This window comes from Saccharopolyspora sp. NPDC045839, assembly GCF_056431645.1.
In genome coordinates this window covers 66,531-90,436 of sequence record NZ_JBWKKH010000012.1, presented here as the reverse complement: position 1 = coordinate 90,436, position 23,906 = coordinate 66,531, and the positions used below count along the sequence as shown (strand labels likewise).

Below are 23,906 nucleotides of genomic sequence, written 5' to 3'. Positions count from 1 at the left end.
TGCTTCTCGCTAGGTGCAGACCGCGTACTCGCCCCCGAACGGCCTGCTGTCGGAGCTGCTGCCGCCAGGACGGATTCGCCAAGCGAGATTTCCGTTGGCGTCGAAGAAATCCGCGTAGACGGGCAGGTTGTTGCGGTAGGAGTTGACGTGATCGCGGAGCTCGTAGACGAGGAGGGTCCAACAGCCGACTCCGGTTCGCTCGGTCACGAACCTCATGTCGTTGAATCCGGTGTTGTAGTACAGACACAGACCATTGGGCCGGCAGGCCTCAGCGGCCGAGGCCTGCTGCGGTGCGGCCACGGCGCCGGTGGTCGCCAGCATCACCGCGGCAGCGACGGCGACCCCGCCTCGCCCTACCCGTCGAATGAATCTCATCAGCAATTCCCCTCGCGTCCGATTGGTGCCCGGCCCGTCCCGGGCCCCTCCCGCACAAACGTCCGGATCGAAAGCGTTGTTGCCCCAGAACGCGCACATCACCCAGACGGCGGCCTCCGGCCTTCACGTCGTAGAGCTGCCACGAGGCGTACGGGTTCCTCTCGGGGAAGTCGGGCCCGACAGCCTTGAGAATCCTATTTGGACTTCCTGCCGGCACGGTCTGCCGCGCGTGCGGTCCGCCTCGGTCGGACCTCGGTGGCCGGGGCTTGCGCGGCTATGGCCGAGATCATCAGATCGACTGCGTTGTCGAACGAACTGCCCGCCATCCTGGGCAGTTCGTGCCGTACCGCGGCGATCGCGGGATAGGTCTCCGCGGGCAGGGCTTGGTAGGCATCCGTCCAGGCTTGCGCGTCCGCTTCGTACTTGTCCTTCGGCAGGGCCAGGGCGGCCACGTCCAGAGCCGCGTGACCGAGGACCGTGTCGATGAAGGCGTGGTAGTGCCGGACCGCGGTGCGGGCATCGAATCCCGCCCGCAGGAGCAGGGAGACACCGGTTTCCACCGCGCGGAACTCGTTCTCGCGGCGGGTGACGCGGGATGCGACGAGCACGGCCACCCGGGGTTGGGCCTGGTAGTTGTCGCGAATCCGGTGCGCCATCTCACGCAGCCCGGCCATCCAGTCGTCGCCGACCTGGAGGCCTTCCACAGCTCGGCCGACCAGGCGGTCCGCGATGGCGAGCAGAAGGTCGTCCGTGTCGTGGAAGTAGCGGTAGATCGCGCTGGGGTCGCAGCCGAGCGCGGCACCCAGGCGGCGGACGCTGAGGGCATCGGGGCCGTGCTCGTGGCTGAGCCGCAGAGCGCAGTCGATGATCGTGTCGGTGGAGAGCAGCACGCCGCTGCGCGTGCGGCGCCGTCGTTGCCGTTCATGTGCAACTCGCTGCGTGCTCGCCATCAGGACCTCCGGTGCTCGCTCGTGCGGTACTCCAGTATCGGCGTCCCCGCAAAATTACGTCAACGCCGTTGACTCAGCGAACCCACCAGCACTCCCGGCTGTCATCGCGTTCCTGTCGGCAACAAACCCGCACCCGCCCCTTACGACAACACCATTGACGTTATCTGTGCCCGGCTGTGTCATGGAGATCCACCGAGCACAGAAGGAGTGCTACCCCCATGGATCCGGTGCGATCCCTCCAGGACGCCAAGCCCGCCCCCTTCTGGCTGGACGACCCCGGACGACCGCAGGCCACCTCTGCGCTGGTCTCCGACACCTGCTGCGACCTGCTGGTGGTGGGTGGCGGGTACAGCGGCCTGTGGACCGCGTTGCTCGCCAAGGAACGCGACCCCTCGCTGGACGTCGTCCTGATCGAGGGCCGGGAGTCCGGCTGGGCCGCCTCCGGGCGCAACGGCGGCTTCTGCGCGGCCAGCCTCACCCACGGCCTGGGCAACGGCCTGCGACGCTGGCCCGGCGAGCTCGCCCGGCTGGAACGACTCGGGCGGGAGAACCTGCAGTCCATCGAGGACACCGTCCGGCGCTACGACATCGACTGCGACTGGGAACGCACCGGCGAACTCGCCGTCGCGACCGAGCCTCACCAAGTCGACGAACTGCACGAGCTCCCCGGGATCGCCGCACGTTACGGCAGCGAACTGATCGCCATGGACGCCGAGGCCGTGCGCGCCGAGATCAACTCGCCGACCTTCCTCGGCGCGGTCTGGGACCGGGACGGAGTCGCGATGGTCAACCCGGCCCGCCTCGCCTGGGGCCTCAAACAGGCGTGTCTGGACACCGGCGTGCGGCTCTTCGAGCACACCCCCGCCACCACCATCGCCGAGGACGGTGGCCAGGTCGTCGTCCGCACTTCCTACGGCAGCGTGCGCGCACGCCGGGTCGCGCTTGCCACCAACGCCTTCCCCTCCCCGCTCCGCCGCCACCGCCCCTACACCATGCCGGTGTACGACTACGCCCTGATGACCGAGCCCCTGACCGACGACCGGCTCGCCTCGCTCGGCTGGCGCAACCGGCAGGGCTTTTCCGACAGCGGCAACCAGTTCCACTACGTGCGGATCTCGGCGGACAACCGGATCCTGTGGGGCGGCTACGACGCCGTCTACCACTACCGCGGCCGGGTACGCGCCGAGCACGACCAGCGCCCGCAGGTCTTCCGCACCCTGGCCGAGCACTTCTTCCAGACCTTCCCGCAGCTGGAAGGACTTCGCTTCACCCACGCCTGGGGCGGTGCGATCGACACCTGCGCCCGCTTCTCGGTCTTCTTCGACACCGCCTACCACGGCAAGGTCGCATATGCAGCCGGCTACACCGGCCTCGGTGTCGGCGCAAGCCGCTTCGGTGCTCAGGTGATGCTGGACCTCCTCGCCGGCGAGCAGACCGAGCGCACCGCGTTGGAGATGGTCCGCCGCAAGCCGATGCCCTGGCCGCCGGAACCGATCCGCTCGGCCGGGGTCTCGCTGACCAAGTGGTCCATGGCGCGCGCCGACCGCAACGCCGGTCGCCGCAACCTCTGGCTCCAGGCCCTCGACCGGCTCGGCCTCGGCTTCGACAGCTGAGAATCCGCGAACCGAGGCCGCACGGCGTCACCCGCTGTGCGGCCTCGGCGTCGTCGGCGAGCTGCGCGCGAAAGTCCACAGTGGTCATCGCAAGGTCGTGGAGCGAGCCGCGGGCCTTTCCGATGGACGGCTCGCTGAATCGGTCTTCGAAACCAGCAGACGAGGAACGCGGCCCGGCTACGGGTAGCCGAGCCGCGTGGCGGACCCGCCGTCAGCTCAGGATGTCGTGGACCACCGCGCCTCCCGCCACGGTCAGCAGCACCCGGGCGTCTGCCAGGGGTGCCTTGTCCGCGGTGACGAAGCCTGGAGCGCAGATATCGCTGTCGAGCAGGGTGAGGTCAGCGCGGCGACCGACCTCGACCGCGCCACCGTGGGCATCGTGGTTGACGAAGGCGGACCCGGCCGTGAAGGCGTCGAGGGCATCGTCGAGGGTGAGCCGCTGGCTGGGCAGGAACGGGGCGTTGCCGCGGTTCTCCGGGTCGATCCGGGTGACCGCGACCTCCATCTGTGCCAACGGGTCCGCGGTCGTCACCGGCCAGTCACTGCCCATCGCCAACCGCGCCCCCGAGGCCAGCAGGTCCGCGAACGGGTACTGCATCGCCGCGCGCTCCGACCCCAGCACCGGCAGCGTGAGCTCGTCCATCTGCGGCTCGTGCTGCGCCCAGTACGTCTGGCAGTTGGCGACGACGTCCAGCTCCGCGAAACGCCTGACGTCCTGCGGCTGCACCACTTGGATGTGGGCGATGTGGTGCCTGCGGTCGGACGGGCCGTTGGCCGTGCGAGCCGCTTCGACGGAGTCCAGCGCGTTGCGCACGGCGTGGTCCCCGATGGCGTGCATGTGGACCTGGAAGCCCGCCGCGTCCAGTTCGGTGATGGCTGCGGCGAGCAACTCGGGTTCGATGAAGCTGATCCCGCGGTTGCCGCCCTGGCCGCCGCAGCCGTCGCAGTAGGGCTCCAGCAGGGCACCGGTGCGGTTCTCCAGCACCCCGTCAATCATGATCTTGACGGTCCGCGGGTGGAAACCCGAACCTGGTCCGCCGCTCGGGGCAGCGTCGGCCTTCGACCCGAGCTCACGGCGTGCCAGCAGCTCCGGGATCTGTTCCAGGCCCTGGTGCCGGTCCCACCACAGCGCCCCGACCACGCGGGCGGTCAACCGCCCGTCAGCGGCCAGCACCTGGTACGCCTCCTGGGTCTCGGGACTGACCCAGGCGTCCTGCCAACCCGTGATCCCCAGCGAGTGCAGATACGCCTGTGCGTCCAGGATCGCCGCCTCCCACTCGGCCCGGGCGGGAGGCGGTACGAGTTCGTCGTTCACGCGGTAGGCGGCTCCCTCGTGCAACGTGCCGCTGGGCTCGCCGGTGGCGGGATCCCGCTCGATCCGGCCGTCGGCCGGGTCGGCAGTGTCCCTGTCGATCCCCGCGACCTGCAAGGCGCGGGAATTGACCCACGCCCCATGTCCGTCGCGGTTGACGAGGAAGACAGGCCGGTCCGGCACGATCGCGTCCAAGTCCTCCTTGCGCGGTGTACCACCTGGGAAGCACTCCATCGACCAGCCGCCGCCGAGGATCCACGGCTCCGCGGGATGCGCCTGGGCGTACTCCGCGATCGCGTCCAGGTAGGCGTGGCGCCCAACCAGGTCGTGCAACCACAGCCGCCGGCGGTCACGTCCAGCGGACGGAGCGTGTACATGGCTGTCCTGGAAGCCCGGGACGACCAACCCGCCCCTGGCTGAGACGACCCGGGTGCGGCGGCCGGCCAGGTCGAGCACGTCGGATTCCTCGCCGACCGCGGCGATGATCCCGTCTCGGACCGCCACGGCACCGGCCCAACGGCCGGAACCGAGCCGGACCCGGGCTCCGGTCAGGACGAGGTCTGCGTGGCGGTCGGTCGCCGTTGTCATCTTGATGAGGTTCCTTCCACGTTGGAGTTGTCAGTGCTGCGGTGGATCGACGCGTTCCGCGCCGGGGATGAAGTACGGCGACTTGCGCACGTGCTTCTTCCACATGCCCAGCGGGATTCCCAGCACGAGAATCGCGACGGGCAGCAGGGTCAGGAACCGCCCGTTGGCGGCGTCGAAGGCGAAGCCGTCGGTGCTGGTCCAGTTCAAGTACGCGAGGTAGCCGCCGAGCCCGGCGAGCACGAGGCCCGACAACAGCGGAACGATGACCGCGGTGACGAGCACGCGCAGGTTGCCGAGGGCGCGTGGGAGGAAGAGCACGGCAGACGCGATTCCGGTGAGCGCGTAGGAGAACGAGACGAGGATGCCCACCGCGGTCACCGATCCGACGATGATCGTGTTGACCGTCCCGAGTCCCAGCGAGACGAAGGCGAGCACGCCCGAGATCAGCGCGATGACGGCGGTTCCGCGAGCCGGCGTCGCCCGCCTGGGGTGCAGCTTCGTCCAGACGGTTCCCAGCACACCATCCCGTCCCATCGCCAGCGCCCCGCGTGCCACCCCGATGAGGACGGACTGGATGCAGGAAATGATGCACAGGAACAGCACCCCGGTCGCCACGGCCGCGCCCACCGGCCCCGCGAGCTTGCCGCCGAGGTAGGGCAGCGCGGAGGCCCCGTGCTCCACGAGCTCTTCCGGCGTGATCGCCTTCTGGAACGAGACGGAGGCGAACAGGAACAGCGCGAGCACGATCAGCAGCGTGGTGAAGCCGCCTCTGGACGAGGTGCGCCGGTCGGCGGTCTCCTCGGTGACGGCGAACGCGGCTTCCCAGCCCCAGTACATGTAGACCGACAGCACCAAGCCCGTCGCAAGCACCGATGGTGCAGGAAAGACGGTCGGGGAGAACCAGGACCAGCTGAACTCTGCCACATCCCCGTCCAGCAGCGCCCAACCGCAGAAGAAGGCAACAGTGCCGGCCTCGATGACGACGAGCACCTTCTGGTACTTCGCGCAGATGTCGATGCCGCACGCCGCAAGCCACGTCAGGCCGGCTAGCAACGCCACACCCGCGACGGTCGCCACGAACTGGTACAGGCCGGGGTGCAGGGACGCGACGCCGTCGACTCCGAAGGCGACCAGGGTCTGCAGGCCGTAATCCCCGGCGAGCGGAGCCGAGTAGGCGAGGAAGATGATGCTGGAGGCCAGCATCATCCAGCCGATGAGGTAGCCCCACCAGGGACCGAGCACCTTGCCGACCCACACGTACGCGGTACCGCAGTTGCGGTCGTACTCGTTGAGTTTGGCGAAGGCGAACGCGATACCGGCGATCGGCAGGAACGCGAGCAGGAACACGGCCGGCAGCCCTGCGACGCCGATGACCGCTCCGATGGTGCCAAGGCCGACGCCGATCGACACGACCGGGCTGACGTTCGACAGGGCGATGGCGACGCCATCGGCGACGCCGAGGATCTTGGGCAGGGCGATCGATTTCGGGGCGGCCGATTCCGGAGCGGTCGGGCCGCCAGGGGGCCTGGGCGAGGACGTGGACATCACGCGACTCCTGGCAGGTGTGAGGATGGCGACGGGCGTGTTGCGCGGTGCCCGACATCACACCTGACCCCAACCCCCGCGTCAACGGTGTTGACATAAGGCGCGAATCTTCCGCGACCGCCAGAAGCAGTGCTGCCGTGCGGTAAGCATGCGGTTCACTCGCCGCTGCCGAGCGGGCGATGCGGCGACCCGGCCCGAAGCCTGGGGTGTGTCACCACTTTCGCTGCGACCAGCGAACACCACAATGGACGGGGTTCGGCACCTTCTGGTGGAGGTAGACCGAAATCGCGGGTGTGCGCGGACATCTGCCGTCCCAGGAGTCGACAACGTCCTCAATGGTCACATAGGACACTGAGCAGGAGATCTTCCTGGGACGGGATGCTGTCGATAGAATCCGCCGGATGAAGACGCCTCGTCTGCTGGACGGCCAGTTGAAGCTGCGGCATCTCGTGCTGGTCGACGCGCTCGTCCGGCAGGGCAGTGTTGTCGGCGCCGCGGCCGCGCTGCACGTGACGCAGCCAGTCGCGACGCGGTGCCTGCACGAGCTCGAAGAGATACTCGGCGTCCCGCTGTTCGAGCGCGGTCCCCGTGGCGTGACCGCCACCGTGTTCGGCGAGGCGTTCGCCGAACATGCCCGGGCCGTGCTCGCCCAGCTCACCCAGGCGGGTCGTCACGTCGCGGAACTCGCCGATGCCGATCGTGGCACGGTCGTGGTCGGCACCCATCTCGCGGGGTCGAACGTCCTCCTGCCGCTGGCGATTACCGACGTCAAGGCGGAGCACCCGCACCTGACGGTCATCGTGCGGGAGGGCACGCCGGAGGCACTGCTGCTGGAGCTGGAAGCCGGCCGGATCGACCTCGTCGTCGGCCGGCTCACCGCGCCGTCCGATGAGCAGTTCTCGCGCCGCAAGCTGTACGACGAGTCCGTCGAACTCGTCGCCCGCAAATCCCATCCTCTCGCGGACCGGGTTGACGTCGACCTCGCCCAGCTCACTGAGTTCCCGTGGATCCTGCCGGGCGTGGAAACCGCGCTGCGCCAGGAGCTCGAGGAGTTCTTCGCCCAGCATGGTGTTCCGCTCCCGGTCAACCGGGTCGAGACGACTTCTTTCCTCATCGTTCGGCAACTGCTGCTGGAAACGGACACCATCGCGGTCCTGCCCAGCCTCATCGCAGCAGAGGACGCCCGGGTCGGTCGCATTTCGATCTCGCTGGACCCGATCGGACACAGCGTCGGAGTGACGTTCTCCAGGAGCCGAACCCTGAGCCCGTCAGCAGAGCTGCTGAAGAACACGCTGCACGAGGTGTCCATGCGACTGTCCCGGGCGGCACGCGCCGACTAGGCGATTCCGAGGAATCGCTCTGCGTTCTCCCTGATGATCAGCTCCCGCCCCCTGTCGTCGAGGAATCCGCTCTTGCGCACGACGTCGCCGACCGGCCGCTCACCCAGCGGGTACGGGTAGTCGCTGCCCACCACCACGCGATCAGCTCCGATCGTGTCGACCAGCAGCCGGAGCGCGCGTTCGTCGAACACCACCGAATCGACGTAGAAGCGGCCCAGGTAGTGCGACGGCGGGAACTCCGACGTCCCGATCACGTCGTGGCGGCCGTACCAGGCGTTCTCCATCCGGCCGAGCCAGAACGCGAACGAACCGCCGCCGTGCGCGAAGCAGATCTTCAGCCGGTCGTCGATCCGGTCGAAGACGCCCCCGAGGATCAACGCGAGGATGGACAGGTGCGTCTCGGCCGGCATCGCCGTAAGCCACTGGGCCATCCAGCGGTCCAGCCGCGGCGAGCTGGCCATGTCCCACGGGTGCACGAACACCGGCACGTCCAGGGATGCGCAGTGCTGCAGGAAGGTGACAACCCCTGCGCTGTCCAGGTCGAGATCGCCGACGTGGTTGCCGATCTCCACACCCTGGTGCCCGTTGGCCACGCAGCGCTCCAGTTCCCGGCAGGCCGCGTCGGTGTCCTGCAGCGGGACCTGGCAGAACGGGATCAGCCGGTCTGCGGCGGGCGCGACGATATCGAGGGCCAGGTCGTTGAAGATGCGGGCGATCTTCGCCGCCTGGTCGCCGGTTCGGCCGTAGTTGAAGAACGCCGGGGTCGGGGAGACCACTTGCGCCTGCACGCCGTCGGCGTCCATGTCGAGCAGTCTCGTCCCGGCGTCCCAGCAGTCGGCCTGGATCCGGCGGAACTCCCTGGTACCCATCATGATCATGGCGTCGGACTCGGACTCGACCTTCAGCCAGGGCGCATCCGGCCCGGCCTCGGCCGTCAGATCCGGCCACCCGTTCGGCACGTAGTGGCTGTGCACATCGATGATGCCGGCCACGATCAGCCCTTGCCCGGGTGCAGCGCGCCGCACTCCCGGCAGGTGCGCGCTTCCTCGTCGGCGTAGAACTCGGCGAAAACCGGTGGCAGGTCGTCGACGATGTCCCGGACCTGCAACTCGATCTCGTGCAGCAACGAGTCGCATTCGAGGCAGTACCACTGGAAGCGTTCGAGCGTTCCTTCCTCCCGGACCCGTTCGATGACCAGTCCGATCGAGTCCGGGTCGGGCCGCTGCGGCGAGTGCGGGACGTTTCCAGGAAGCAGCCAGGTCTCGCCCTCCCGGATGTGCACCGTCTCCTTCCCGTCCTCGGTCATGACGTTGACGTGCATGTCGCCCTTGACCTGGTAGAACCATTCCTCGTACGGGTCGAAGTGGTAGTCCGTCCGCTGGTTCGGGCCGCCGACGATCTGAACGATGAAGTCCTTTCCGAGCGCCATCGTGCGGTTGTTCACCGGCGGCTTGAGCAGGTGTTCGTGCTCTTCGATCCACTCCTGGAAGTTGATCGTCTTCGGCAGGTTCGCCATGCCGGTTCCTCCTCATTGAGCGTTTTTCATCCTGGTCGGCCCGCCGGTCGCGGGTCGCAAAGCCGCACGTCGACGGGATGTCGCATGCGCCGCAGGCGCATAGCCCACCCTCGCAACTGGCACCGCCGCGGGTTCACCGTGCCCACCCCTCCGGGGTTCTCCCGGCGAGGACGGCCCCTCCGCCGTGTATTGGACATACATCAGGAGGGGCACCCACAGACCAGGAAGCCTCTGAGGTTCCGCCACCCGCACCGCCACGCAAAACGAGATTGGAAAAACCTCATTGCTTCCGATGTGCGATGGCCTGGATCTCGATCAGCAGGTGCGGGTGCGGCAACTGGTGCACCGCCACCGTCGTGCGGGTGGGCCCCTGCTCGTCGAAGTACTCGCCGTAGACCTCGTTGTATCCGCCGAAGTCGTTCATCGAGACCAGGAACGTGGTCATCTGCGCGATGTCGGACAGGTCGGCCCCGACGTCGTGCAGGATCTCGCGGATGTTCTCGATCACCGCTCGCGTCTGCTCGCGGATGTTCAGGTTCGTCGTGCCGAACTCGTCCACCTCGACGCCGGCGAAGGTGTTGTCCGGTCTCCGGGAACTCGTGCCGGAGACGAAGATCAGGTCGCCGACGACCTTCACGTGCGGAAAACGCCCCCGCGGCGTGGCACGCCCTTTGACGACGCGTGCAGCGTTCATGCTCTCCCCTTCACCGATACCGATCCGATGCCGGCGATCCGGCATGCCACAACCCCCGCCGTCAGCGGCGCTGCCGCGGTCGCCGCCCCGGCGAGCACGACCTGTCCGGCCCGCAGCGGGATCCGGTAACGGCGGCACGTGCCCAGCAAGGCGTGCAGAGCCCGGACAGGATTGCCGAGGACGGCAGCGGTGGAACCCACCAGCTCGGTTTCGCCCGCCCGCAGCTGCACCGCTCGGTTCGACACGTCTTCGACCGGACGCCACGGCCCCACCGCGTAAGCCGATGCCGAGGTGTTGTCGGCGATGACATCGGCGTAGGTGAACCGGAAATCCCGGTAGCGGGAATCGATGATCTCCAGCGCGGGGGCGAGTGCGTCCACGCAGGCCGCGATGTCCGCGGTCGGATCGTCCGGGTGGACATCGCGGCTCAGCCGGTAGGCGACCTCGGGTTCCACCTTCGGGTGGATGAAGCGGGAGAGGTCGACATCGGCCCCGTCGTCGATCCGCATGGCATCGGTGAGCCTGCCCACGATCACCTCGGAGACGCCCATCTGCGCCATCTTCGCCTTGCTGGTGAAGCCGAGCTTCACCCCGACCACTGATTCTCCGCGGGCCTCGCGGCGGGCGACCAGCGCGTCCTGGATCGCATAGGCCTCAGCTACACCGAACTCGTGGTCGTCGGCGAGGCTTGGTGTGTCCTGGCGGTTCGCCTCCGCCGTGTGCAGCCGGTCGGCCAGCGCCTCGATCTTCTCGGTAGGGATCATCGGTCCCTCCCCGCTGCCGCGTCGCGCCGAGCGGCGAGGTCGAGCGCGATGTCGACGATCATGTCCTCCTGGCCGCCGACCATGTGCCGGCGCCCTGCCTCGAGCAGGATCTCCCTGGCGTCGAGCCCGTAGCGCCGCGCCGCCCGCTCGGCGTGCAGCAGGAAGCTCGAATACACCCCGGCATACCCCAACGTGAGTGTTTCGCGGTCGACCTGCACTGGTCGGTCCCGCAACGGCCGGATGACGTCGTCGGCCGCGTCCTGCAGCGCGAACAGGTCGCACCCGTGCTCCCAGCCCAGCAGGTCGGCGACCGCCACGAACGCTTCCGCCGGGCAGTTCCCGGCACCGGCGCCCTGCCCGGCCAGCGCGACATCGACCCGGTACGCGCCGCGTTCGACCGCTGTCACGCTGTTGGCCACCGAGAGGGAGAGGTTCTCGTGCGCGTGGATGCCGATTTCCGTGCCTTCGCCGAGGATCTGCCGGTAGGCGTCGATCCGCTCGGCGACGCCGGCCGTGGTCAGCCGTCCCCCGGAGTCGGTGACGTACACGCAATGCGCGCCGTAGGACTCCATCAGCGATGCCTGTTCGGCGAGCCCGGTGGGCGAGTTCAGGTGGCTCATCATCAAGAAGCCCGACACGTCCATGCCGTGCTCCCGCGCCCAAGCGATGTGCTGGGCGCTGACATCGGCCTCGGTGCAGTGCGTCGCCACCCGAACACTCCGGACACCAAGCGCGTGCGCCCTGCGCAGGTGCTCGATCGTGCCGATTCCGGGCAGCAGCAGCGTGGTCAGCGTCGCGTTCTCGACGACCTCGGCCGCCGCCTCGATCCACTCCTCGTCAAGGTGGGCGCCGAAACCGTAGTTCGCGCTCGACCCGCCGAGGCCGTCGCCGTGCGCGACCTCGATGGCCGCGACACCGGCGGCGTCCAGCGCGCGGACTACCTGCCGGACCTGGTCGACCGTGTATCTGTGCCCCATGGCGTGCATCCCGTCGCGCAGGGTCACGTCCTGGACGTAGATCTTCATGCGCGCACCCATCCCCGGAGTTCAGCGATCCGCTCCGCGGTGCGAAGCGCGGCGGAGGTCATGATGTCGAGGTTCCCGGCGTAGTCGGGCAGGTAGTGGCCGGCGCCGAGCACCTCGAGGAAGACCGAGACCTGCACGCCGGTGACCCTTCGCCCGAGCGCGGGCACGAAGGTGTCGTCGACCGCGTCGAACTGCACCTCCTGCTTGAGCCGGTACCCGGGCACGTACTCCCGGACGGACTCGGCCATCTGCTGCACCGAGGCGGCGATCTTGGTCTGGCCGAACTCCGCGTCAGCTCCCTCGACGAGGCAGAACACCGTGTCGCGCATGACGATCGGCGGATCAGCCGGGTTGAGCACGATGATGGCCTTGCCGACCTCCGCACCGCCGACCAACCGGATGGCTTCGCTGGTCGTCTCGGTGAACTCGTCGATGTTGGCGCGGGTGCCGGGGCCGGCGGACTTCGACGAGATCGACGCGACGATCTCGCCGTAGGCGACCGGGGCGACCCGGGAGATCGCCGCGACGATCGGGATGGTGGCCTGGCCGCCGCAGGTGACCATGTTGACGTCCGGCGCGTCCAGGTGTTCGTCGAGGTTCACCGGGGGCACCACGAACGGCCCGAGGGCGGCCGGGGTCAGGTCGACCACCAGCTTCCCGTTCTCCCGGGCGATCTCCGCGTTGCGCGGGTGCGCCTTCGCCGAGGTAGCGTCGAAGATCACCTTGATGTCGGTGAACTCGGGCAGCTCGACCAGTCCGTCGATGCCGCGATGCGTGGTCGCGATCTTCAGGCGGCCGGCCCGGGCGAGCCCGTCCGACTTCGGATCGATCCCCGCCATCGCGCCCATCCGCAGGGTCTCCGAGACTCGCATGACCTTGAACATCAGATCGGTTCCGATGTTTCCGGATCCGATGACGGCCACCGGGATGCTGCCAGTGCTCATGCTCGTTCCTCTTCGATCAGGGCCTCGACCTCGCCCAGCCCGTCCAGCTCCAGCCGGAACCGTGCCGGCCCGTCGATCGGCACCATCGGGCCGAGCGCACCGGACATGACCACGTCGCCCGCTCGCAGCGGCTGTCCCCGCCGGACCAGTTCGCGAGCCAGCCACGCCACGGCCACGACCGGTGACCCGAGGCAGGCGTGTCCCGCACCGAACGAGACCGGCTCCCCGTCTCGCGCGAGCGTCATACCCACCTGCGAAAGATCCCTGCCCGCCAAGGGAAACGGCGTGGTTCCGAGCACGACAGCGCCGCTCGACGCGTTGTCGGCCACGGTGTCGGTGATGGTCAGATCCCAATCCGCGATCCGCGAGTCCACGATCTCGATCGCGGGGAGCACGAACTCGGTGGCCCGCAGCACGTCCGCAACGGTCGCGCCGGGAACGTCGATTCCGCTGCCCAGGACGAAAGCGATCTCGCCCTCCGCCCGGGGTTGCAGGAAGCGGCTCCTCGGCAACGGCTGTGCGTGGGCGAACACCATGTCGTCCAGCAGCACGCCGAAATCCGGCTGAAACACGCCGAACTGCTGCTGCACGGCCGCCGCGGTGAGCCCGATCTTGGCCCCCACCACCCGGGCACCGGCCTCGACCCTCGTGTCGACCACCCGGCGCTGCACTCGGTAGGCCGCGGCGACACCGGTGTCGCCGAGCAGATCGCGGACCGGTGGACACGGGGCCCGGGTTGCGGCCGCGGCGATCAGCCGAGTTGCGGCGGAGTCGATCCGGCTTTCGGTCGCTGCATCGAGAACTGTCATAGCTGCACGCACACATTCGTCGGTTCGGTGTAGAAGTGGAGCGAGGATTCGCCGCCTTCGCGGCCGATGCCGGAGAGCCCGACACCGCCGAAGGGCGCCCGCAGGTCGCGCAGGAACCAGGTGTTCACCCAGGACATGCCCACGTTCATGCGCTGCGCGACCCGGTGCCCGCGCCGCAGGTCGTTCGTCCACACCGAAGCCGCGAGCCCGTAGTCGGTGTCGTTGGCCAACGCGATCGCCTCGTCCTCGGTGCTGAAGGGGATCAGCGCGGCCACCGGTCCGAAGATCTCCTCCCGCACCGGTCGGTGGCCGTTCGTCAGCCCCGTCCACAGCGTCGGCTCGATCCACGATCCCCCGCTGAGCTCGGCACCGAGCTCGGGCACGCCCCCACCGGTGAGCACGGTGGCACCGTCCTGTTCGGCCAGTGCGAAGTAGTCGAGCACCTTCTTGCGGTGCGCCCGCGAGATCAACGGACCGGTGGTCGTCGAAGGGGCCTCCGGCGAGCCCAGCCGCAGTCCGCGTGCGCGCTCGGCGAGTCCGGCTGCGATGTCCTCGAAGACGCCGCGCTGGACGTAAACCCGCTCGGTGCACAGGCAGACCTGACCGGTGTTGGTGAACACCGACTTGGTCAACCCGGTCAACGCCTCGTCGAGGTCGACGTCGTCGAACACGATCGCGGCGTTCTTCCCGCCGAGCTCGAAGGACACCGGGCGCACCCGGGGCGCCACCAACTTCATCACCTGCGAGCCGGTGGCCGAGGACCCGGTGAACGTCACGCCGTCGATGCCGGGATGCGTGACCAGATGTTCGCCGGCCGAACCCCCGCCGAAGCCGTGCACCACGTTGTAAACGCCTGCTGGCAGGCCCACTTCCACGAGGACTTCCGCCAGCAGCGTTGCCGTGGCCGGGGTTTCCTCGCTCGGTTTCACCACCACCGCGTTGCCGCAGGCCAGTGCCGGCGCCACTTTCCAGGTCAGCAGCAACAGGGGCAGGTTCCACGGCACGATCACGGCGACCACACCGAGCGGTCTGCGCACCGCGTAGTTGAGCGCCTGCCTGCCGTCCGCCAGATCGGTGCGGAAGGATTCCTGTCCCGCAGCGGCCACCACGTCGGCGAAGGTCCGGAAGTTCTCCAGCGCCCGCGCGACGTCCAGTTCGCGCGCCTGGGTGATCGGCTTGCCGGTGTCGGCGACCTCCGCGGCGACGAACTCCTCGAAGCGCTCCTCGATTCGGTCTGCGGCGCGGCGCAGCAGCGCTGCCCGCTCGCGCACCGGGGTGTCCGCCCAGCCGTTGGCCAGCGATTGGCGAGCGGCCTGGACGGCGCGGTCGACGAGCGCGGCATCGGCCTCGTGCACGTGCGCGACGAGCCGCCCCGTCGCCGGATCGATCTGCTCGAAACCGCGATCGGTGTCGGGTTCGACGAACTGCCCGTCGACGAAGTTGCGCGTCCAGAGCCCGTTCTGTGCCGTCATGGCTTCCAATCTGAACTCCTCGGCCATGCCGATCAAATGCGCTTTTCCGCGCGAGGTATACCCGGTTCGCATAGCTCGGCGACGCGCCGACAACACCATGCTGACCTGCAGCTATGCCACCAGTCGCATAGCCGTGGACGAGATGGGCATTCGCCTTCGCCGGATCCTCAGCACATCCTCGACGCGACCCGGTGACGTTTCCCTGGTAGTCCCGGCTCGCCACCACGGAGGTTCCTGGAGATGTGTTCGGCAGCAGCAGATCCCGACCGCCCGGCAGCGCGGAGCGGATCAGTGCGGAAGGTCGCCTGGGCATCGGCGATCGGCAGCACTATCGAGTGGTACGACTTCTTCCTCTACGGCACCGCGGCCGCGCTCGTGTTCGACCGCCAGTTCTTCCCCGAGCTGGATCCCGCGGTGGGCACCATCGCCGCGTTCGGCACTCTCACGGCGGGATTCCTGGCCCGCCCGCTGGGTGGCGTGATCTTCGGCCATTTCGGAGACCGCGTTGGCAGGCGCAACACGTTGATCGTGTCGCTGCTGATCATGGGCCTGGCCACCACGATGATCGGCGCGTTGCCCACCCACGCCGACGTCGGAATCTGGGCCCCGGTCCTCCTGGTGCTCCTGCGACTGGTGCAGGGGATCGGACTCGGCGGCGAATGGGGCGGCGCCATCGTGCTCACGCTGGAACACGCCCCAGCGGGCAGGAAGGGCTTCTACGGTTCGTTCCCGCAGCTGGGCACCCCGGCCGGGCTCATCCTCGCCAATGGCGCGTTCCTCGGCTGCCTCGCGCTCGTCGGGAAGGAGGAATTCGTCCAATGGGGATGGCGCATCGTCTTCCTCATCAGCATCGTGCTCGTGGCCGTCGGCCTCTACCTCCGCGTGCATGTGCAGGAGAGCCCGGACTTCGTGCGGACGGCGCGGCGCGAGCGCGTCGATCGGGCACCGGCCGCGGTCGTCCTCTCCCAATACTGGAAGCAGCTCGTCCACGCCACGCTGGTCATCGTCGGCAACAGCGCTGCTGCGTACGTCTTCATGGTCTACGTGCTGTCGTACGGCACGACCGCGCAGAACCTGAGCCGGTCGTTCGTGCTCGGGTGCGTGATCCTTGGTTCTGTGGCCTGGTTGGTGTCCGTGCCGTTCTGGGCCCACCTCGGTGACAGGTTCGGCCTGCGGACGGTGTTCGTGCACGGATCGGTCATTCGCCTCGTCTGGTGCGTGGCCTTCTTCCCCGTCGTCGACACCGGCAACGAGCCGGTCATCCTGCTGTTCATGGTGTCGATGGGGCTGGTCCTGTCTGTGACGAACGCGCCCATCGGTACGTTGACCGCGAGCTTCTTCCCGGTGGCAGTCAGGTATTCCGGTGCCTCGATCAGCTATCAGATCGGCTCGCTGCTCGGTGGCGGCATCACGCCGCTGGTGGCCTCCGCGCTGTTCGCGGCAACGCGATCGTCGTGGTCGGTGACGGCCTACCTGGTGGCGATCTCCGTGCTGAGCCTTGCCGCGTCGAGCGCGATTCCGCGCCGGGATGCCGCGCCCGTCCACGAAACGAGCGCACCGACCGGGGTGCGCTGAATCTTCGACCTACCGATTTGGGAAGAGGGACGATGGAACTCGTCATCCTGGGCAGCTCCGGCGGACCGCAGCCGAACCGCGAACGATCCGCTCCCGCGACAGCGATCGTGCGCGGCGACGACATCCACGTGATCGACTGCGGCAACGGCGTAGCGAGGCAGTTGGTGTCGGCAGGTCTGCGCCTGCGCAACCTTCGATCAGTGCTCGTGACGCACCACCACGTCGACCACAACGCGGACCTCGGGGCCCTGCTCCACCTGGCGTGGACCGCAGGTTTGGCCAGTCCCGTCGACGTGTACGGACCGCCCCCGCTGGAGCACATGGTCAAGCTGATCCTGGAAGTCGGCAGGCCCGACATCGAGCACCGTGAACTGCTCGGCAGGCCTGAGTTGGCCGGCCTGCTGCGCGTCCGCGAAGTCGCAGAACCCGGGGTCGTCGCAGCCACCCGGGAGATGACCATCACCGCAGGCACAGCGCTGCACCCGCCGATGCCGGCGTTCGCCTACCGGGTCGACGCCGACGACTCCTCGGTGGTCGTGTCGGGCGACACTGCCGCCTCCGAGCAGGTCGCCGAGCTCGCCAGCGGCGCCGACGTCCTGGTGCATGAGGTTTACTCGCCGAACCACCTCGATCGGCTGCTCGCGGGCACGAACGCTGGAGTCATGGAGCTGCAGCGGCACTTCGCCCGCGCGCACACCGATGCCGAGAGCGCCGGGAGGATCGCGAAGCGTGCGGGCGTGCGCACCCTGGTGCTCTGGCACCTCATCCCGTACGACCTCGACGAGGACGAGTGGCTCCGGCAGGCGAGCCGCCACTTCGACGGCGAGATCCTCGTCGCCCGAGACCTGATGCGGATTCCCGTGGCGTAGGGCGCCGCAGCCGACGCGGGTCCGGGCTCCTGCCGACCTCCGGGTCATCGGCAGGAGCCCGTCGCGGCTCCGGGTGCTCCTCCAGCTTTCCGAGCTGATGGAGAATCGCTTGGGGCGCGCCGGAAACCGCCTACTTCTCGGGCATGTGCGTCGACACCGTGCGCAGCTCGTCCGCCAGCGCGTGCGCGGACGGGCTCAGTCTGCGTCCTTTGGCGACCGTCATCCCCACGCTGTGGCCAACGGGGTCCAACGAGAACGGCAGGGTGGTCAGCCGCAGGTCGTCGTGGGGGATCAATCTCGGCAGCACCGCGATCGCATCGGTCTCGATCAGCAGGTGGCGCACCGTGAGGAACGATGTGCACTCCACGCAGTTCGCCGGCATCGGAAGGCAGTGCTGGGAGAAGAACTGCTCCAGTTCGCGTCGCAGGACCGTCTCGACGCCCGGCAGGATCCATGGGTAGCCCACCAGTTCCGCCAAACCGCACGCGTCGCCTGCCGCGAGCGGATGCTCCGCCCGCACGACCAGGCAGACCGACTCGTGGTAGAGGGCGATCCGGGTCACCGATTGGTTGCTCGGCGCGGTCAGCCGACCGACGATCATGTCGATGCGCCCCGCTTCGAGCTCGACCAGCAGGCTCTCCGGGGTGCCTTCGCTCACGACCACGGTGAGCAGCGGTCGTTTCGCCTTCAGCTGCGCGATGGCCGCGGGCAGCAACATGTTCGACCCGGCCAGGTGGGTGCCGACGACGGTCGTGCCGCGCGTCGCGCCGGCGAGCTCGTCGACGTGGCGGCCGGCCTGGGCGAGCTGGGCGAGCACGGCACGCGCGTGCTCGGTGAACGCCTCGCCGAACACCGTGGGGGTCACGCCCCGCGGGCCGCGCTCGTAGAGCGTGACGCCGAGGATCTCCTCGACCTCGTGGAGGCTCCGCGTCGCCACCGGCTGGGTCACGTGCAGTGCCGCCGCGGCGCCCACCACGCTGCCCTGCTTGGTCAGGGCGTCCACCAGGATCAGGTGCCGGATCTTGAGCCGGCCGTCGAGCAAGCGGGGCAGGTCCATCAGGCGTCCTGCGGGAGCAGCGAACGCAGTTGCTCGCCGCTGGTCTGCTCGATCAGGGCGAGCAGCTTCGCGGTAAGGGCCGAGTCCGGATCCGCCAGGTCGAGGAAGACGTCGTAGTGGTTCCGCCCGGGTACCACGAAAAGCTCGCTCGGTGAGTGCTCGGCCCATCGCTGGTGGAATCGCGCGCTCTGCTCCAGGAACCCGCTGCCGTCGTGCTCGGCGACGGCGATCAGCGCCGGAGGACCGGGCTGGCGCGCGTGGCACATCGGACTCATCGCGGCCGCCCGGTCCAGGTCGAGGCCGAGCCATTGGTTGGCGAACGAGGTCACCAGCGGGCGCAGCTCGAACAGCCCGCTGATCGGCAGCGCGGCCTTGACCACGTCATCGGGCAGGCCGAGCTGCCGCTGCCAGCCGGCGACCATCGTGCAGGCGGCCAGGTGACCGCCAGCGGAACTACCGCCCACCGTGATCCGCTCCGGATCCAGGCCGTACCGGTGTCCGTAGTGGTGGACGTGCGCGATCGCCGTGCGCACCTGGCGCACGATCTCCTCGATCGGGGTGCCCGGCGCGAGCCCGTAGTCGATGCTGACCGTGGCAACTCCGGCGTCGGCGAGAACACCCGCCATGAAAGCGGTGTCCTCGCGCGACAGCATCCGCCAGTAGCCCCCGTGGACGACCACGAACACCGGGCGCGGGCGCGGCCCGACGCCCCAGATGTCCAGCCTCTGCTCGCTGAGCGGGTCATAAGCCACGCCGGTGAAGCCGCGCAGCCCCTCGACCGCGACCTGCGAACGCCTCCGGTACTCGGCGATCACGTGATCGAACACATCGGGCGAAACCGTGTTGCGCACGTTGTACGCGGCGTCGACGCTCGGATCGGACACCTGCAATGGCGGTTCGTCCATGCGTCCATCGTCATCACGTGCCACGAACCACACCAATACCTGTTCCCGCCGGACCTATACCTGTGGAACATGGCAAGCCGCAGTTCGCGGGGTTGCTGGACCATTGCTGTTCCAGCGGCGAGGACGGATGGCGAGCTGCACCGGCGTCGAGCGTGATCAGTTGCGGGGCTTCCCCTGTTTCACCGGGATGAGGCGATCGAGGCCGCGTTTGAGGACCCGGGCGAACGGCCGCTCGACCTTGGCCTGCAACAGGTGCGCGACCAGACACATCAGCGCGATCGTACCGCCGACCAGGAGATGGGGATTCACCGTTCCCGCCAGCCGGCCCATGACGATGAATCCGATGTACGCGTGCACGAGGTACAAGGGGTAGGTGAGCGATCCGAGGTTTGCGAACCAGGGGCGCGCAAGACGGTTCGTGACGAGAGAAGCAACAAGAATCATCACGACGAAGATCGCCGCTGCGACTCCTTGACCCCCAGTCATGTCCACAAGGGACACGGACCAGCGAAAACCCTGAAACCGCAGGACAAATTGGTGCAGTTTGCTGACGTCGAGCGCAGTACAACACAGTCCAGGACAGCACAATCCTCCCACTTTCCTCCCACCGCCAGCGTCAAAACTGATCACCTGAACATCGCCCTATGGAAATCAACTCCTCGACCGGACTGCCCCATACACCTGACGGGAACGCGGGGGGCCGGGGGTGTCGGCTCTGGCTCCTGGTGGGTGATCAACGTCGTCTCGGGCGACGGAGACCCGCTCCGCTGCGGTGATCACGATCGGTGGGATCGTGGCTGGTGGAGCGGATTGCTGCGGCCCCGGGCCGGGGTCGTGATCGAGCACATCGAGCCTGGCGGCGCAGTCGCGCGAAAGCGCGCACCGCTGGACGCGTCCTCGGCTACGCTGCCCGTCGTGTCCGAACAAACGTGGTCGCCCGATCCTGGGACGCCCGTGGTCGAGTACCGGTCCGGCCGGTCGATGTTCGTCGGCGGGCTGGCCATGTTCGTCTTCTTCGGGCTGGTCGCCGTCTTCCCCGACATCGGGAACGCGTCGGCGAACTCGAAGGCTGCTGATCTCCCTCCGGCCGCCGCGTCGTTCCTCTTCGGCGCGCTCGCGCTGGGCGGCCTGCTGATGTCGGTCGCCTCGATCCCCCGCACGCACCGCTTCGCCGTCGATGAACGCGGGCTGTGGTGGCGAGCCGGTCGCAAGTCCGACCTGATCGCGTGGGAGGAGTTGCGGGCCGTGCGCGGCCAGGAACCGCGCCCGCCGGTCAAGGGCGACCCGAGCTCGAAGGCGATGGTCTCGGCCCTGGTGCTCACCCCCGTGGACCGTCGCTTCGTCACCCGCCACAGCGCGCTGTTGAACCGCCTTCCCACTGCCGACCCGGAAGTGGAACTGAGGCTGCCGGGCGTCGCCGCGGTCCGGCAGCTGACCCAGGAGGTGGCCAGAGTCCGGCCGGACCTGCTCCGCTAGCGACCAGCCGCCGCCCAGCACGTGCTACCGCCGCATCGGGAGGGCAGCCAACTCCAGTACGCCGCACAGCCCGCCCCAGCCAGGACGGACGAGTCATTGGCGCCACTACTGGAGTGGGCCACCTCCCAGCTCGGCACCCTGACCGTCGCCAGGCTCGCCGAACGCGCCGCGCTGTCGATCCGAACTCTCGCCCGGCGGTTCGCCGAACAGCTCGGCACCAGCCCGGGACAGTGGCTGCTCGACCAACGCCTCGACGCGACACGGGTACTGCTGGAACAGACCGACCTTCCCGTGGAAGCCATCGCCACCCGGGTCGGACTCGCCTCAGCGGTCAACCTGCGCCGCCACTTCCGGGCACACCTCGGCACCACACCCGGCGCCTACCGACGGGCCTTCGGCGAAACCCGGAAGGAAAGAAGGCCCAGCACCTGACATGCCACGACCACATGCGACAGGTCGTGGACATGTGCTCTTCGGCCGCGACGGTCCTTCATGCCCGCCGCCCGCCGTCGACCGACATCGCAATCCCGGTGACGTAGGACGCGGCGTCCGTGCAGAGCCAGACCGCTGCCGCCGCGGCCTCCTCCGGGGTGGCCAATCGGCCGAGCGGCGTGATTGCCTCCTGCATCGCGAGCATGTCGGTGCCGGCTGCCACCTCTTCGAGCCCGGGCGTGCGGGTCGGGCCGGGGCAGACGGCGTTGACCCGGATGCCGTCGGTCGCGTAGTCGACCGCGGCGGCTTTGGTGAGCCCGACGATGCCGTGCTTGGCGGCCACGTAGGCGGGGGCGTGCGGGATCGCGCACAGGCCGCCGTTGGAAGCGACGTTGACGATCGCGCCGCCGCCTTTGAGCAGGGGCAACTCGTACTTCATGCACAGGAAGGTCCCGGCCAGGTTGACGTGGACCACGCGCTCGAACTCGTCCAGGGTCATCTGGTCGAGCTGCCGGTGGTGCGAGGCCATTCCGGCGTTGTTCACGGCGAAATGGAGGCCGCCAAAGGCCTCGACCGTGCGCTCGACGGCCGACCGCACGGAGTGTTCGTCGGCGATGTCGACGACGACGGCCAGCGCTTCGCCGCCGTCCTTCTCGATCATCTCCGCCGTCTCGGCCGCCGTCGTCTCGTCGATGTCGAGCACGGCGACCGCGGCGCCTTGCCGGGCGAACTCGATCGCCGCCGCGCGGCCGATCCCGCTGCCCGCGCCGGTGACCAGCCCCGCCTTCCGGGTGTTGTCGCGCATGGAGGCCGCGTCGCTCATGCCAGCGGCCCGTGGTTCGCCCAGGCGACCTTGTACGGGTGCCGCGACTGCCAGCGCTCGATGACCTCGTGCATACCGGGCGCGGCGAACGCCTTCGCCAGCGTGTCGGTGTCGGCCACGGCGACCTGCACGATCGCGGTCGCGATCAGCGCCGGAATGGCCTCCTCGCCGGGGATCGGAAGGTGGCGCCGGGTCGCGACCGACCGGGTGAGACCGGTGTCGAGCATGACCCGTTCGATGTCCGCCAGGTATTGGTCGAGCTCGCTGTCCGGCAAGGGCTGATCGAAGGAAACGATCATCGTGTGGTTGATCATGCCTCAATTCTTGACAGCGTGCGTGGCCTACGTCCAAGATCGATTCGCTATTCAGCGATAACCTGGAGGCATGATCGAACTGGAGAACCGCGAGCTCGAGTACTTCATCGCGGTCGCCGACGAGCTGCACTTCGGCCGGGCCGCCGCCCGGCTCTCGATCGCCCAGCCGGCGCTGTCGAAGGCGATCCGGCGGATCGAGACCCGGCTCGGCGTCCCGCTGTTCATCCGCTCCAGCCGCCACGTCGAACTCACCCCGGCCGGGCAGGCATTGCAGGAGCACGGGCGGCACGCGCTCAACGCGGTCAGCGCCGCCGTCCGCAACGCCCGGCGCGCCGGCGACGCCGAAGCCCACCTGCGGCTCGTGATCAAGCCCGGCGGCGACGCCGGCCCGCTGTCACCGATCCTGGCCGAGTACGGCCACCAGCCCGACGCCCGCCAGGTGGACATCCTGTTCAGCGGCGCGAGCGACCGCGCCGACTTCTTGCTTGACGGCCGGGCCGACGTCGGCCTGCTCTACGCGCCGTTCGACGATCTCAACGGCCTGGCCCACGAGACGCTGCACACCGAGGACCGCGTGGTCATCGTCCCGCCAGGCCACCGGCTGGCCGGGCGCACTACCGCGCGAATGTCCGATCTGGACGGTGAGACACTGCCGCGCTGGAAAGGCATCCCCGGAGGCGACGGCACCGGCCCCGAAGTCGCCGACGTCGTCCAGCTGCTCCACATGATCACGGTGAACCGGATGATCGGAGTGCTGCCCCGCTCCCTGGTCGAACCGGCCCCGACCGGCCTGATCCGCATCCCCGTCACCGACGCACCACCCAGCCGCCTCGTGCTCGCCTGGAACGAGCAGGACCGCCGACCGCTGGTCGCGTCGTTCGTGGCCGCCGCGCTAAGTCATCGCGACAGCGCCCCAACCGCGATGGTTCGGCCCCAGTCCAGCTAACGCCGTACATGCCTGACGTGCTGATCGCCTGCAAGACACCAGGGCCTGCTGCTGGACCGCCTTGCCGATTTCGGCAGCGACGAGCACCGCACAGCGAGTTCGGAGACATCCACCGGGTGGCGTCCTTCTGGACTGTCCACAACGGCCTGGTCACCAGCGGCCGCGAATACTGGACGGAGCTAGGATCGGACCCCTCTCCGGCATGGCGGGCGCCATACGTCGAGCGCATCTAACGCCCTTCAACGCGTGGCCCGCTGCCCTCACGGGCGGCGGGCCGCCTGCATCCGCATGTCGGAGTGCCTTCATTTCCCAGCCACCCCGAGATCGGCGTCGATCAGTCCACATGCGACAGATCAGGGCTGCGGTGCGATCACGGCCGCTTCTCCAGTACGCGCAAGGTCAGCGCTGCGGCGACAAAGCACGCGATCAAACCAGCCGTCCATACCAGGTCCGACACCGTGCACCTCACTCCTCAGCCAGCACGAGCACCAGAGGTCAAGTACACCCGCAGTGCCGACGCTTGAGTCCTGGATTTACGTGATCCGGGCATCCTCTGCCCGCA

The 23,906-nt window shown here is 68.5% G+C and carries 24 protein-coding genes; 7 read left to right on the top strand and 17 right to left on the bottom strand.

Annotated elements, in window-relative coordinates:
• Positions 1–9: 9 nt before the first annotated feature.
• Together AC07EQ_RS18990 and AC07EQ_RS18985 are read right to left on the bottom strand one after the other, a co-directional pair.
• On the bottom strand, positions 10–375 hold the full coding sequence (locus AC07EQ_RS18990; protein ID WP_478389230.1) for a peptidase inhibitor family I36 protein: 366 nt from the start codon (positions 373–375) through the stop codon (positions 10–12).
• Positions 376–569: 194 nt separating this feature from the next.
• Positions 570–1,325 carry a TetR/AcrR family transcriptional regulator gene (locus AC07EQ_RS18985; protein ID WP_478389229.1) on the bottom strand — a complete coding sequence of 252 codons (756 nt, stop codon included), beginning with the start codon at positions 1,323–1,325 and terminating at the stop codon, positions 570–572.
• A 218-nt stretch (positions 1,326–1,543) separates the two neighbouring features.
• Between AC07EQ_RS18985 and AC07EQ_RS18980 the strand changes: the two genes are divergently transcribed.
• Positions 1,544–2,938 carry an NAD(P)/FAD-dependent oxidoreductase gene (locus tag AC07EQ_RS18980; RefSeq protein ID WP_478389228.1) on the top strand — a complete coding sequence of 465 codons (1,395 nt, stop codon included), beginning with the start codon at positions 1,544–1,546 and terminating at the stop codon, positions 2,936–2,938.
• 211 nt (positions 2,939–3,149) lie between these two features.
• Here the strand turns inward: AC07EQ_RS18980 and AC07EQ_RS18975 are convergent, their stop codons facing one another.
• Positions 3,150–4,838 carry an amidohydrolase gene (locus AC07EQ_RS18975; protein ID WP_478389227.1) on the bottom strand — a complete coding sequence of 563 codons (1,689 nt, stop codon included), beginning with the start codon at positions 4,836–4,838 and terminating at the stop codon, positions 3,150–3,152.
• Positions 4,839–4,868: 30 nt separating this feature from the next.
• Positions 4,869–6,383: an APC family permease gene (locus tag AC07EQ_RS18970; RefSeq protein WP_478389226.1), complete on the bottom strand. Its 1,515-nt coding sequence runs from the start codon at positions 6,381–6,383 to the stop codon at positions 4,869–4,871.
• A 401-nt stretch (positions 6,384–6,784) separates the two neighbouring features.
• Here AC07EQ_RS18970 and AC07EQ_RS18965 point away from each other — a divergent pair, with 401 nt between their 5' ends.
• Entirely contained in the window at positions 6,785–7,723 is a 939-nt protein-coding gene (locus tag AC07EQ_RS18965) for a LysR substrate-binding domain-containing protein (protein ID WP_478389225.1), read from the top strand.
• Here AC07EQ_RS18965 and AC07EQ_RS18960 read toward each other — a convergent pair.
• From AC07EQ_RS18960 to AC07EQ_RS18925, 8 genes are all read right to left on the bottom strand, one after another.
• A complete protein-coding gene (locus tag AC07EQ_RS18960) occupies positions 7,720–8,715 on the bottom strand; it encodes an amidohydrolase family protein (protein ID WP_478389224.1) in 996 nt (331 codons plus the stop codon). The two genes, AC07EQ_RS18965 and AC07EQ_RS18960, sit on opposite strands and share 4 nt — an antisense overlap.
• Before the next feature lie 2 nt (positions 8,716–8,717).
• Entirely contained in the window at positions 8,718–9,239 is a 522-nt protein-coding gene (locus tag AC07EQ_RS18955; RefSeq protein WP_478389223.1) for a 3-hydroxyanthranilate 3,4-dioxygenase, read from the bottom strand.
• A gap of 280 nt (positions 9,240–9,519) precedes the next feature.
• Entirely contained in the window at positions 9,520–9,933 is a 414-nt protein-coding gene (locus tag AC07EQ_RS18950) for a RidA family protein (protein WP_478389222.1), read from the bottom strand.
• Positions 9,930–10,697, bottom strand: a complete 768-nt coding sequence (locus AC07EQ_RS18945) for a 2-keto-4-pentenoate hydratase (protein WP_478389221.1) — start codon at positions 10,695–10,697, stop codon at positions 9,930–9,932. Before AC07EQ_RS18945 ends, AC07EQ_RS18950 begins: the two co-directional genes overlap by 4 nt.
• Positions 10,694–11,722 carry a 4-hydroxy-2-oxovalerate aldolase gene (dmpG, locus tag AC07EQ_RS18940; RefSeq protein ID WP_478389220.1) on the bottom strand — a complete coding sequence of 343 codons (1,029 nt, stop codon included), beginning with the start codon at positions 11,720–11,722 and terminating at the stop codon, positions 10,694–10,696. The genes AC07EQ_RS18945 and dmpG overlap by 4 nt, the downstream gene beginning before the upstream one ends.
• Positions 11,719–12,666 carry an acetaldehyde dehydrogenase (acetylating) gene (locus AC07EQ_RS18935; RefSeq protein WP_478389219.1) on the bottom strand — a complete coding sequence of 316 codons (948 nt, stop codon included), beginning with the start codon at positions 12,664–12,666 and terminating at the stop codon, positions 11,719–11,721. The genes dmpG and AC07EQ_RS18935 overlap by 4 nt, the downstream gene beginning before the upstream one ends.
• Positions 12,663–13,475 (bottom strand): 2-keto-4-pentenoate hydratase, encoded by an 813-nt coding sequence (locus tag AC07EQ_RS18930; protein ID WP_478389218.1) that lies wholly within the window; start codon positions 13,473–13,475, stop codon positions 12,663–12,665. The genes AC07EQ_RS18935 and AC07EQ_RS18930 overlap by 4 nt, the downstream gene beginning before the upstream one ends.
• Positions 13,472–14,947, bottom strand: coding sequence for a 2-hydroxymuconic semialdehyde dehydrogenase (locus AC07EQ_RS18925; RefSeq protein WP_478389217.1), 1,476 nt, complete (start codon positions 14,945–14,947; stop codon positions 13,472–13,474). Before AC07EQ_RS18925 ends, AC07EQ_RS18930 begins: the two co-directional genes overlap by 4 nt.
• Positions 14,948–15,238: 291 nt before the next feature.
• Here AC07EQ_RS18925 and AC07EQ_RS18920 point away from each other — a divergent pair, with 291 nt between their 5' ends.
• Both AC07EQ_RS18920 and AC07EQ_RS18915 read left to right on the top strand, forming a co-directional pair.
• Positions 15,239–16,522: an MFS transporter gene (locus AC07EQ_RS18920; RefSeq protein WP_478389216.1), complete on the top strand. Its 1,284-nt coding sequence runs from the start codon at positions 15,239–15,241 to the stop codon at positions 16,520–16,522.
• A 32-nt stretch (positions 16,523–16,554) separates the two neighbouring features.
• The gene (locus tag AC07EQ_RS18915; RefSeq protein WP_478389215.1) at positions 16,555–17,391 is read left to right on the top strand and encodes an MBL fold metallo-hydrolase; all 837 of its coding nucleotides are present in this window, start codon (positions 16,555–16,557) and stop codon (positions 17,389–17,391) included.
• 130 nt (positions 17,392–17,521) lie between these two features.
• Here AC07EQ_RS18915 and AC07EQ_RS18910 read toward each other — a convergent pair whose 3' ends face one another.
• The 3 genes from AC07EQ_RS18910 to AC07EQ_RS18900 form a co-directional block, all read right to left on the bottom strand.
• Entirely contained in the window at positions 17,522–18,448 is a 927-nt protein-coding gene (locus AC07EQ_RS18910) for a LysR substrate-binding domain-containing protein (RefSeq protein ID WP_478389214.1), read from the bottom strand.
• Positions 18,448–19,353, bottom strand: coding sequence for an alpha/beta hydrolase (locus tag AC07EQ_RS18905; protein WP_478389213.1), 906 nt, complete (start codon positions 19,351–19,353; stop codon positions 18,448–18,450). Before AC07EQ_RS18905 ends, AC07EQ_RS18910 begins: the two co-directional genes overlap by 1 nt.
• Before the next feature lie 156 nt (positions 19,354–19,509).
• On the bottom strand, positions 19,510–19,797 hold the full coding sequence (locus AC07EQ_RS18900; RefSeq protein ID WP_478389212.1) for a hypothetical protein: 288 nt from the start codon (positions 19,795–19,797) through the stop codon (positions 19,510–19,512).
• 471 nt (positions 19,798–20,268) lie between these two features.
• Between AC07EQ_RS18900 and AC07EQ_RS18895 the strand changes: the two genes are divergently transcribed.
• Complete coding sequence (locus AC07EQ_RS18895; protein WP_478389211.1) at positions 20,269–20,829, top strand: hypothetical protein; 561 nt, start codon at positions 20,269–20,271, stop codon at positions 20,827–20,829.
• Between the two features lie 96 nt (positions 20,830–20,925).
• Positions 20,926–21,261 (top strand): helix-turn-helix domain-containing protein, encoded by a 336-nt coding sequence (locus AC07EQ_RS18890; RefSeq protein WP_478389210.1) that lies wholly within the window; start codon positions 20,926–20,928, stop codon positions 21,259–21,261.
• Positions 21,262–21,319: 58 nt separating this feature from the next.
• Here AC07EQ_RS18890 and AC07EQ_RS18885 read toward each other — a convergent pair whose 3' ends face one another.
• Positions 21,320–22,084 (bottom strand): SDR family NAD(P)-dependent oxidoreductase, encoded by a 765-nt coding sequence (locus AC07EQ_RS18885; RefSeq protein WP_478389209.1) that lies wholly within the window; start codon positions 22,082–22,084, stop codon positions 21,320–21,322.
• A complete protein-coding gene (locus AC07EQ_RS18880) occupies positions 22,081–22,398 on the bottom strand; it encodes a hypothetical protein (protein ID WP_478389208.1) in 318 nt (105 codons plus the stop codon). Before AC07EQ_RS18880 ends, AC07EQ_RS18885 begins: the two co-directional genes overlap by 4 nt.
• Before the next feature lie 70 nt (positions 22,399–22,468).
• On the opposite strand from AC07EQ_RS18880, the gene AC07EQ_RS18875 reads away from it, so the two are divergent.
• Positions 22,469–23,344 (top strand): LysR family transcriptional regulator, encoded by an 876-nt coding sequence (locus tag AC07EQ_RS18875; RefSeq protein WP_478389207.1) that lies wholly within the window; start codon positions 22,469–22,471, stop codon positions 23,342–23,344.
• Positions 23,345–23,906: the final 562 nt, after the last annotated feature.

Coding starts and splice junctions, on each gene's coding strand:
- AC07EQ_RS18930 (WP_478389218.1), bottom strand. CDS start 13,475: ATGACAGTTCTCGATGCAGCGACCGAAAGCCGGATCGACTCCGCCGCA.
- AC07EQ_RS18910 (WP_478389214.1), bottom strand. CDS start 18,448: ATGGACCTGCCCCGCTTGCTCGACGGCCGGCTCAAGATCCGGCACCTG.
- AC07EQ_RS18980 (WP_478389228.1), top strand. CDS start 1,544: ATGGATCCGGTGCGATCCCTCCAGGACGCCAAGCCCGCCCCCTTCTGG.
- AC07EQ_RS18900 (WP_478389212.1), bottom strand. CDS start 19,797: ATGATTCTTGTTGCTTCTCTCGTCACGAACCGTCTTGCGCGCCCCTGG.
- AC07EQ_RS18945 (WP_478389221.1), bottom strand. CDS start 10,697: ATGATCCCTACCGAGAAGATCGAGGCGCTGGCCGACCGGCTGCACACG.
- AC07EQ_RS18915 (WP_478389215.1), top strand. CDS start 16,555: ATGGAACTCGTCATCCTGGGCAGCTCCGGCGGACCGCAGCCGAACCGC.
- dmpG (WP_478389220.1), bottom strand. CDS start 11,722: ATGAAGATCTACGTCCAGGACGTGACCCTGCGCGACGGGATGCACGCC.
- AC07EQ_RS18925 (WP_478389217.1), bottom strand. CDS start 14,947: ATGACGGCACAGAACGGGCTCTGGACGCGCAACTTCGTCGACGGGCAG.
- AC07EQ_RS18970 (WP_478389226.1), bottom strand. CDS start 6,383: ATGTCCACGTCCTCGCCCAGGCCCCCTGGCGGCCCGACCGCTCCGGAA.
- AC07EQ_RS18880 (WP_478389208.1), bottom strand. CDS start 22,398: ATGATCAACCACACGATGATCGTTTCCTTCGATCAGCCCTTGCCGGAC.
- AC07EQ_RS18975 (WP_478389227.1), bottom strand. CDS start 4,838: ATGACAACGGCGACCGACCGCCACGCAGACCTCGTCCTGACCGGAGCC.
- AC07EQ_RS18905 (WP_478389213.1), bottom strand. CDS start 19,353: ATGGACGAACCGCCATTGCAGGTGTCCGATCCGAGCGTCGACGCCGCG.
- AC07EQ_RS18935 (WP_478389219.1), bottom strand. CDS start 12,666: ATGAGCACTGGCAGCATCCCGGTGGCCGTCATCGGATCCGGAAACATC.
- AC07EQ_RS18885 (WP_478389209.1), bottom strand. CDS start 22,084: ATGAGCGACGCGGCCTCCATGCGCGACAACACCCGGAAGGCGGGGCTG.
- AC07EQ_RS18965 (WP_478389225.1), top strand. CDS start 6,785: ATGAAGACGCCTCGTCTGCTGGACGGCCAGTTGAAGCTGCGGCATCTC.
- AC07EQ_RS18990 (WP_478389230.1), bottom strand. CDS start 375: ATGAGATTCATTCGACGGGTAGGGCGAGGCGGGGTCGCCGTCGCTGCC.
- AC07EQ_RS18955 (WP_478389223.1), bottom strand. CDS start 9,239: ATGGCGAACCTGCCGAAGACGATCAACTTCCAGGAGTGGATCGAAGAG.
- AC07EQ_RS18875 (WP_478389207.1), top strand. CDS start 22,469: ATGATCGAACTGGAGAACCGCGAGCTCGAGTACTTCATCGCGGTCGCC.
- AC07EQ_RS18950 (WP_478389222.1), bottom strand. CDS start 9,933: ATGAACGCTGCACGCGTCGTCAAAGGGCGTGCCACGCCGCGGGGGCGT.
- AC07EQ_RS18985 (WP_478389229.1), bottom strand. CDS start 1,325: ATGGCGAGCACGCAGCGAGTTGCACATGAACGGCAACGACGGCGCCGC.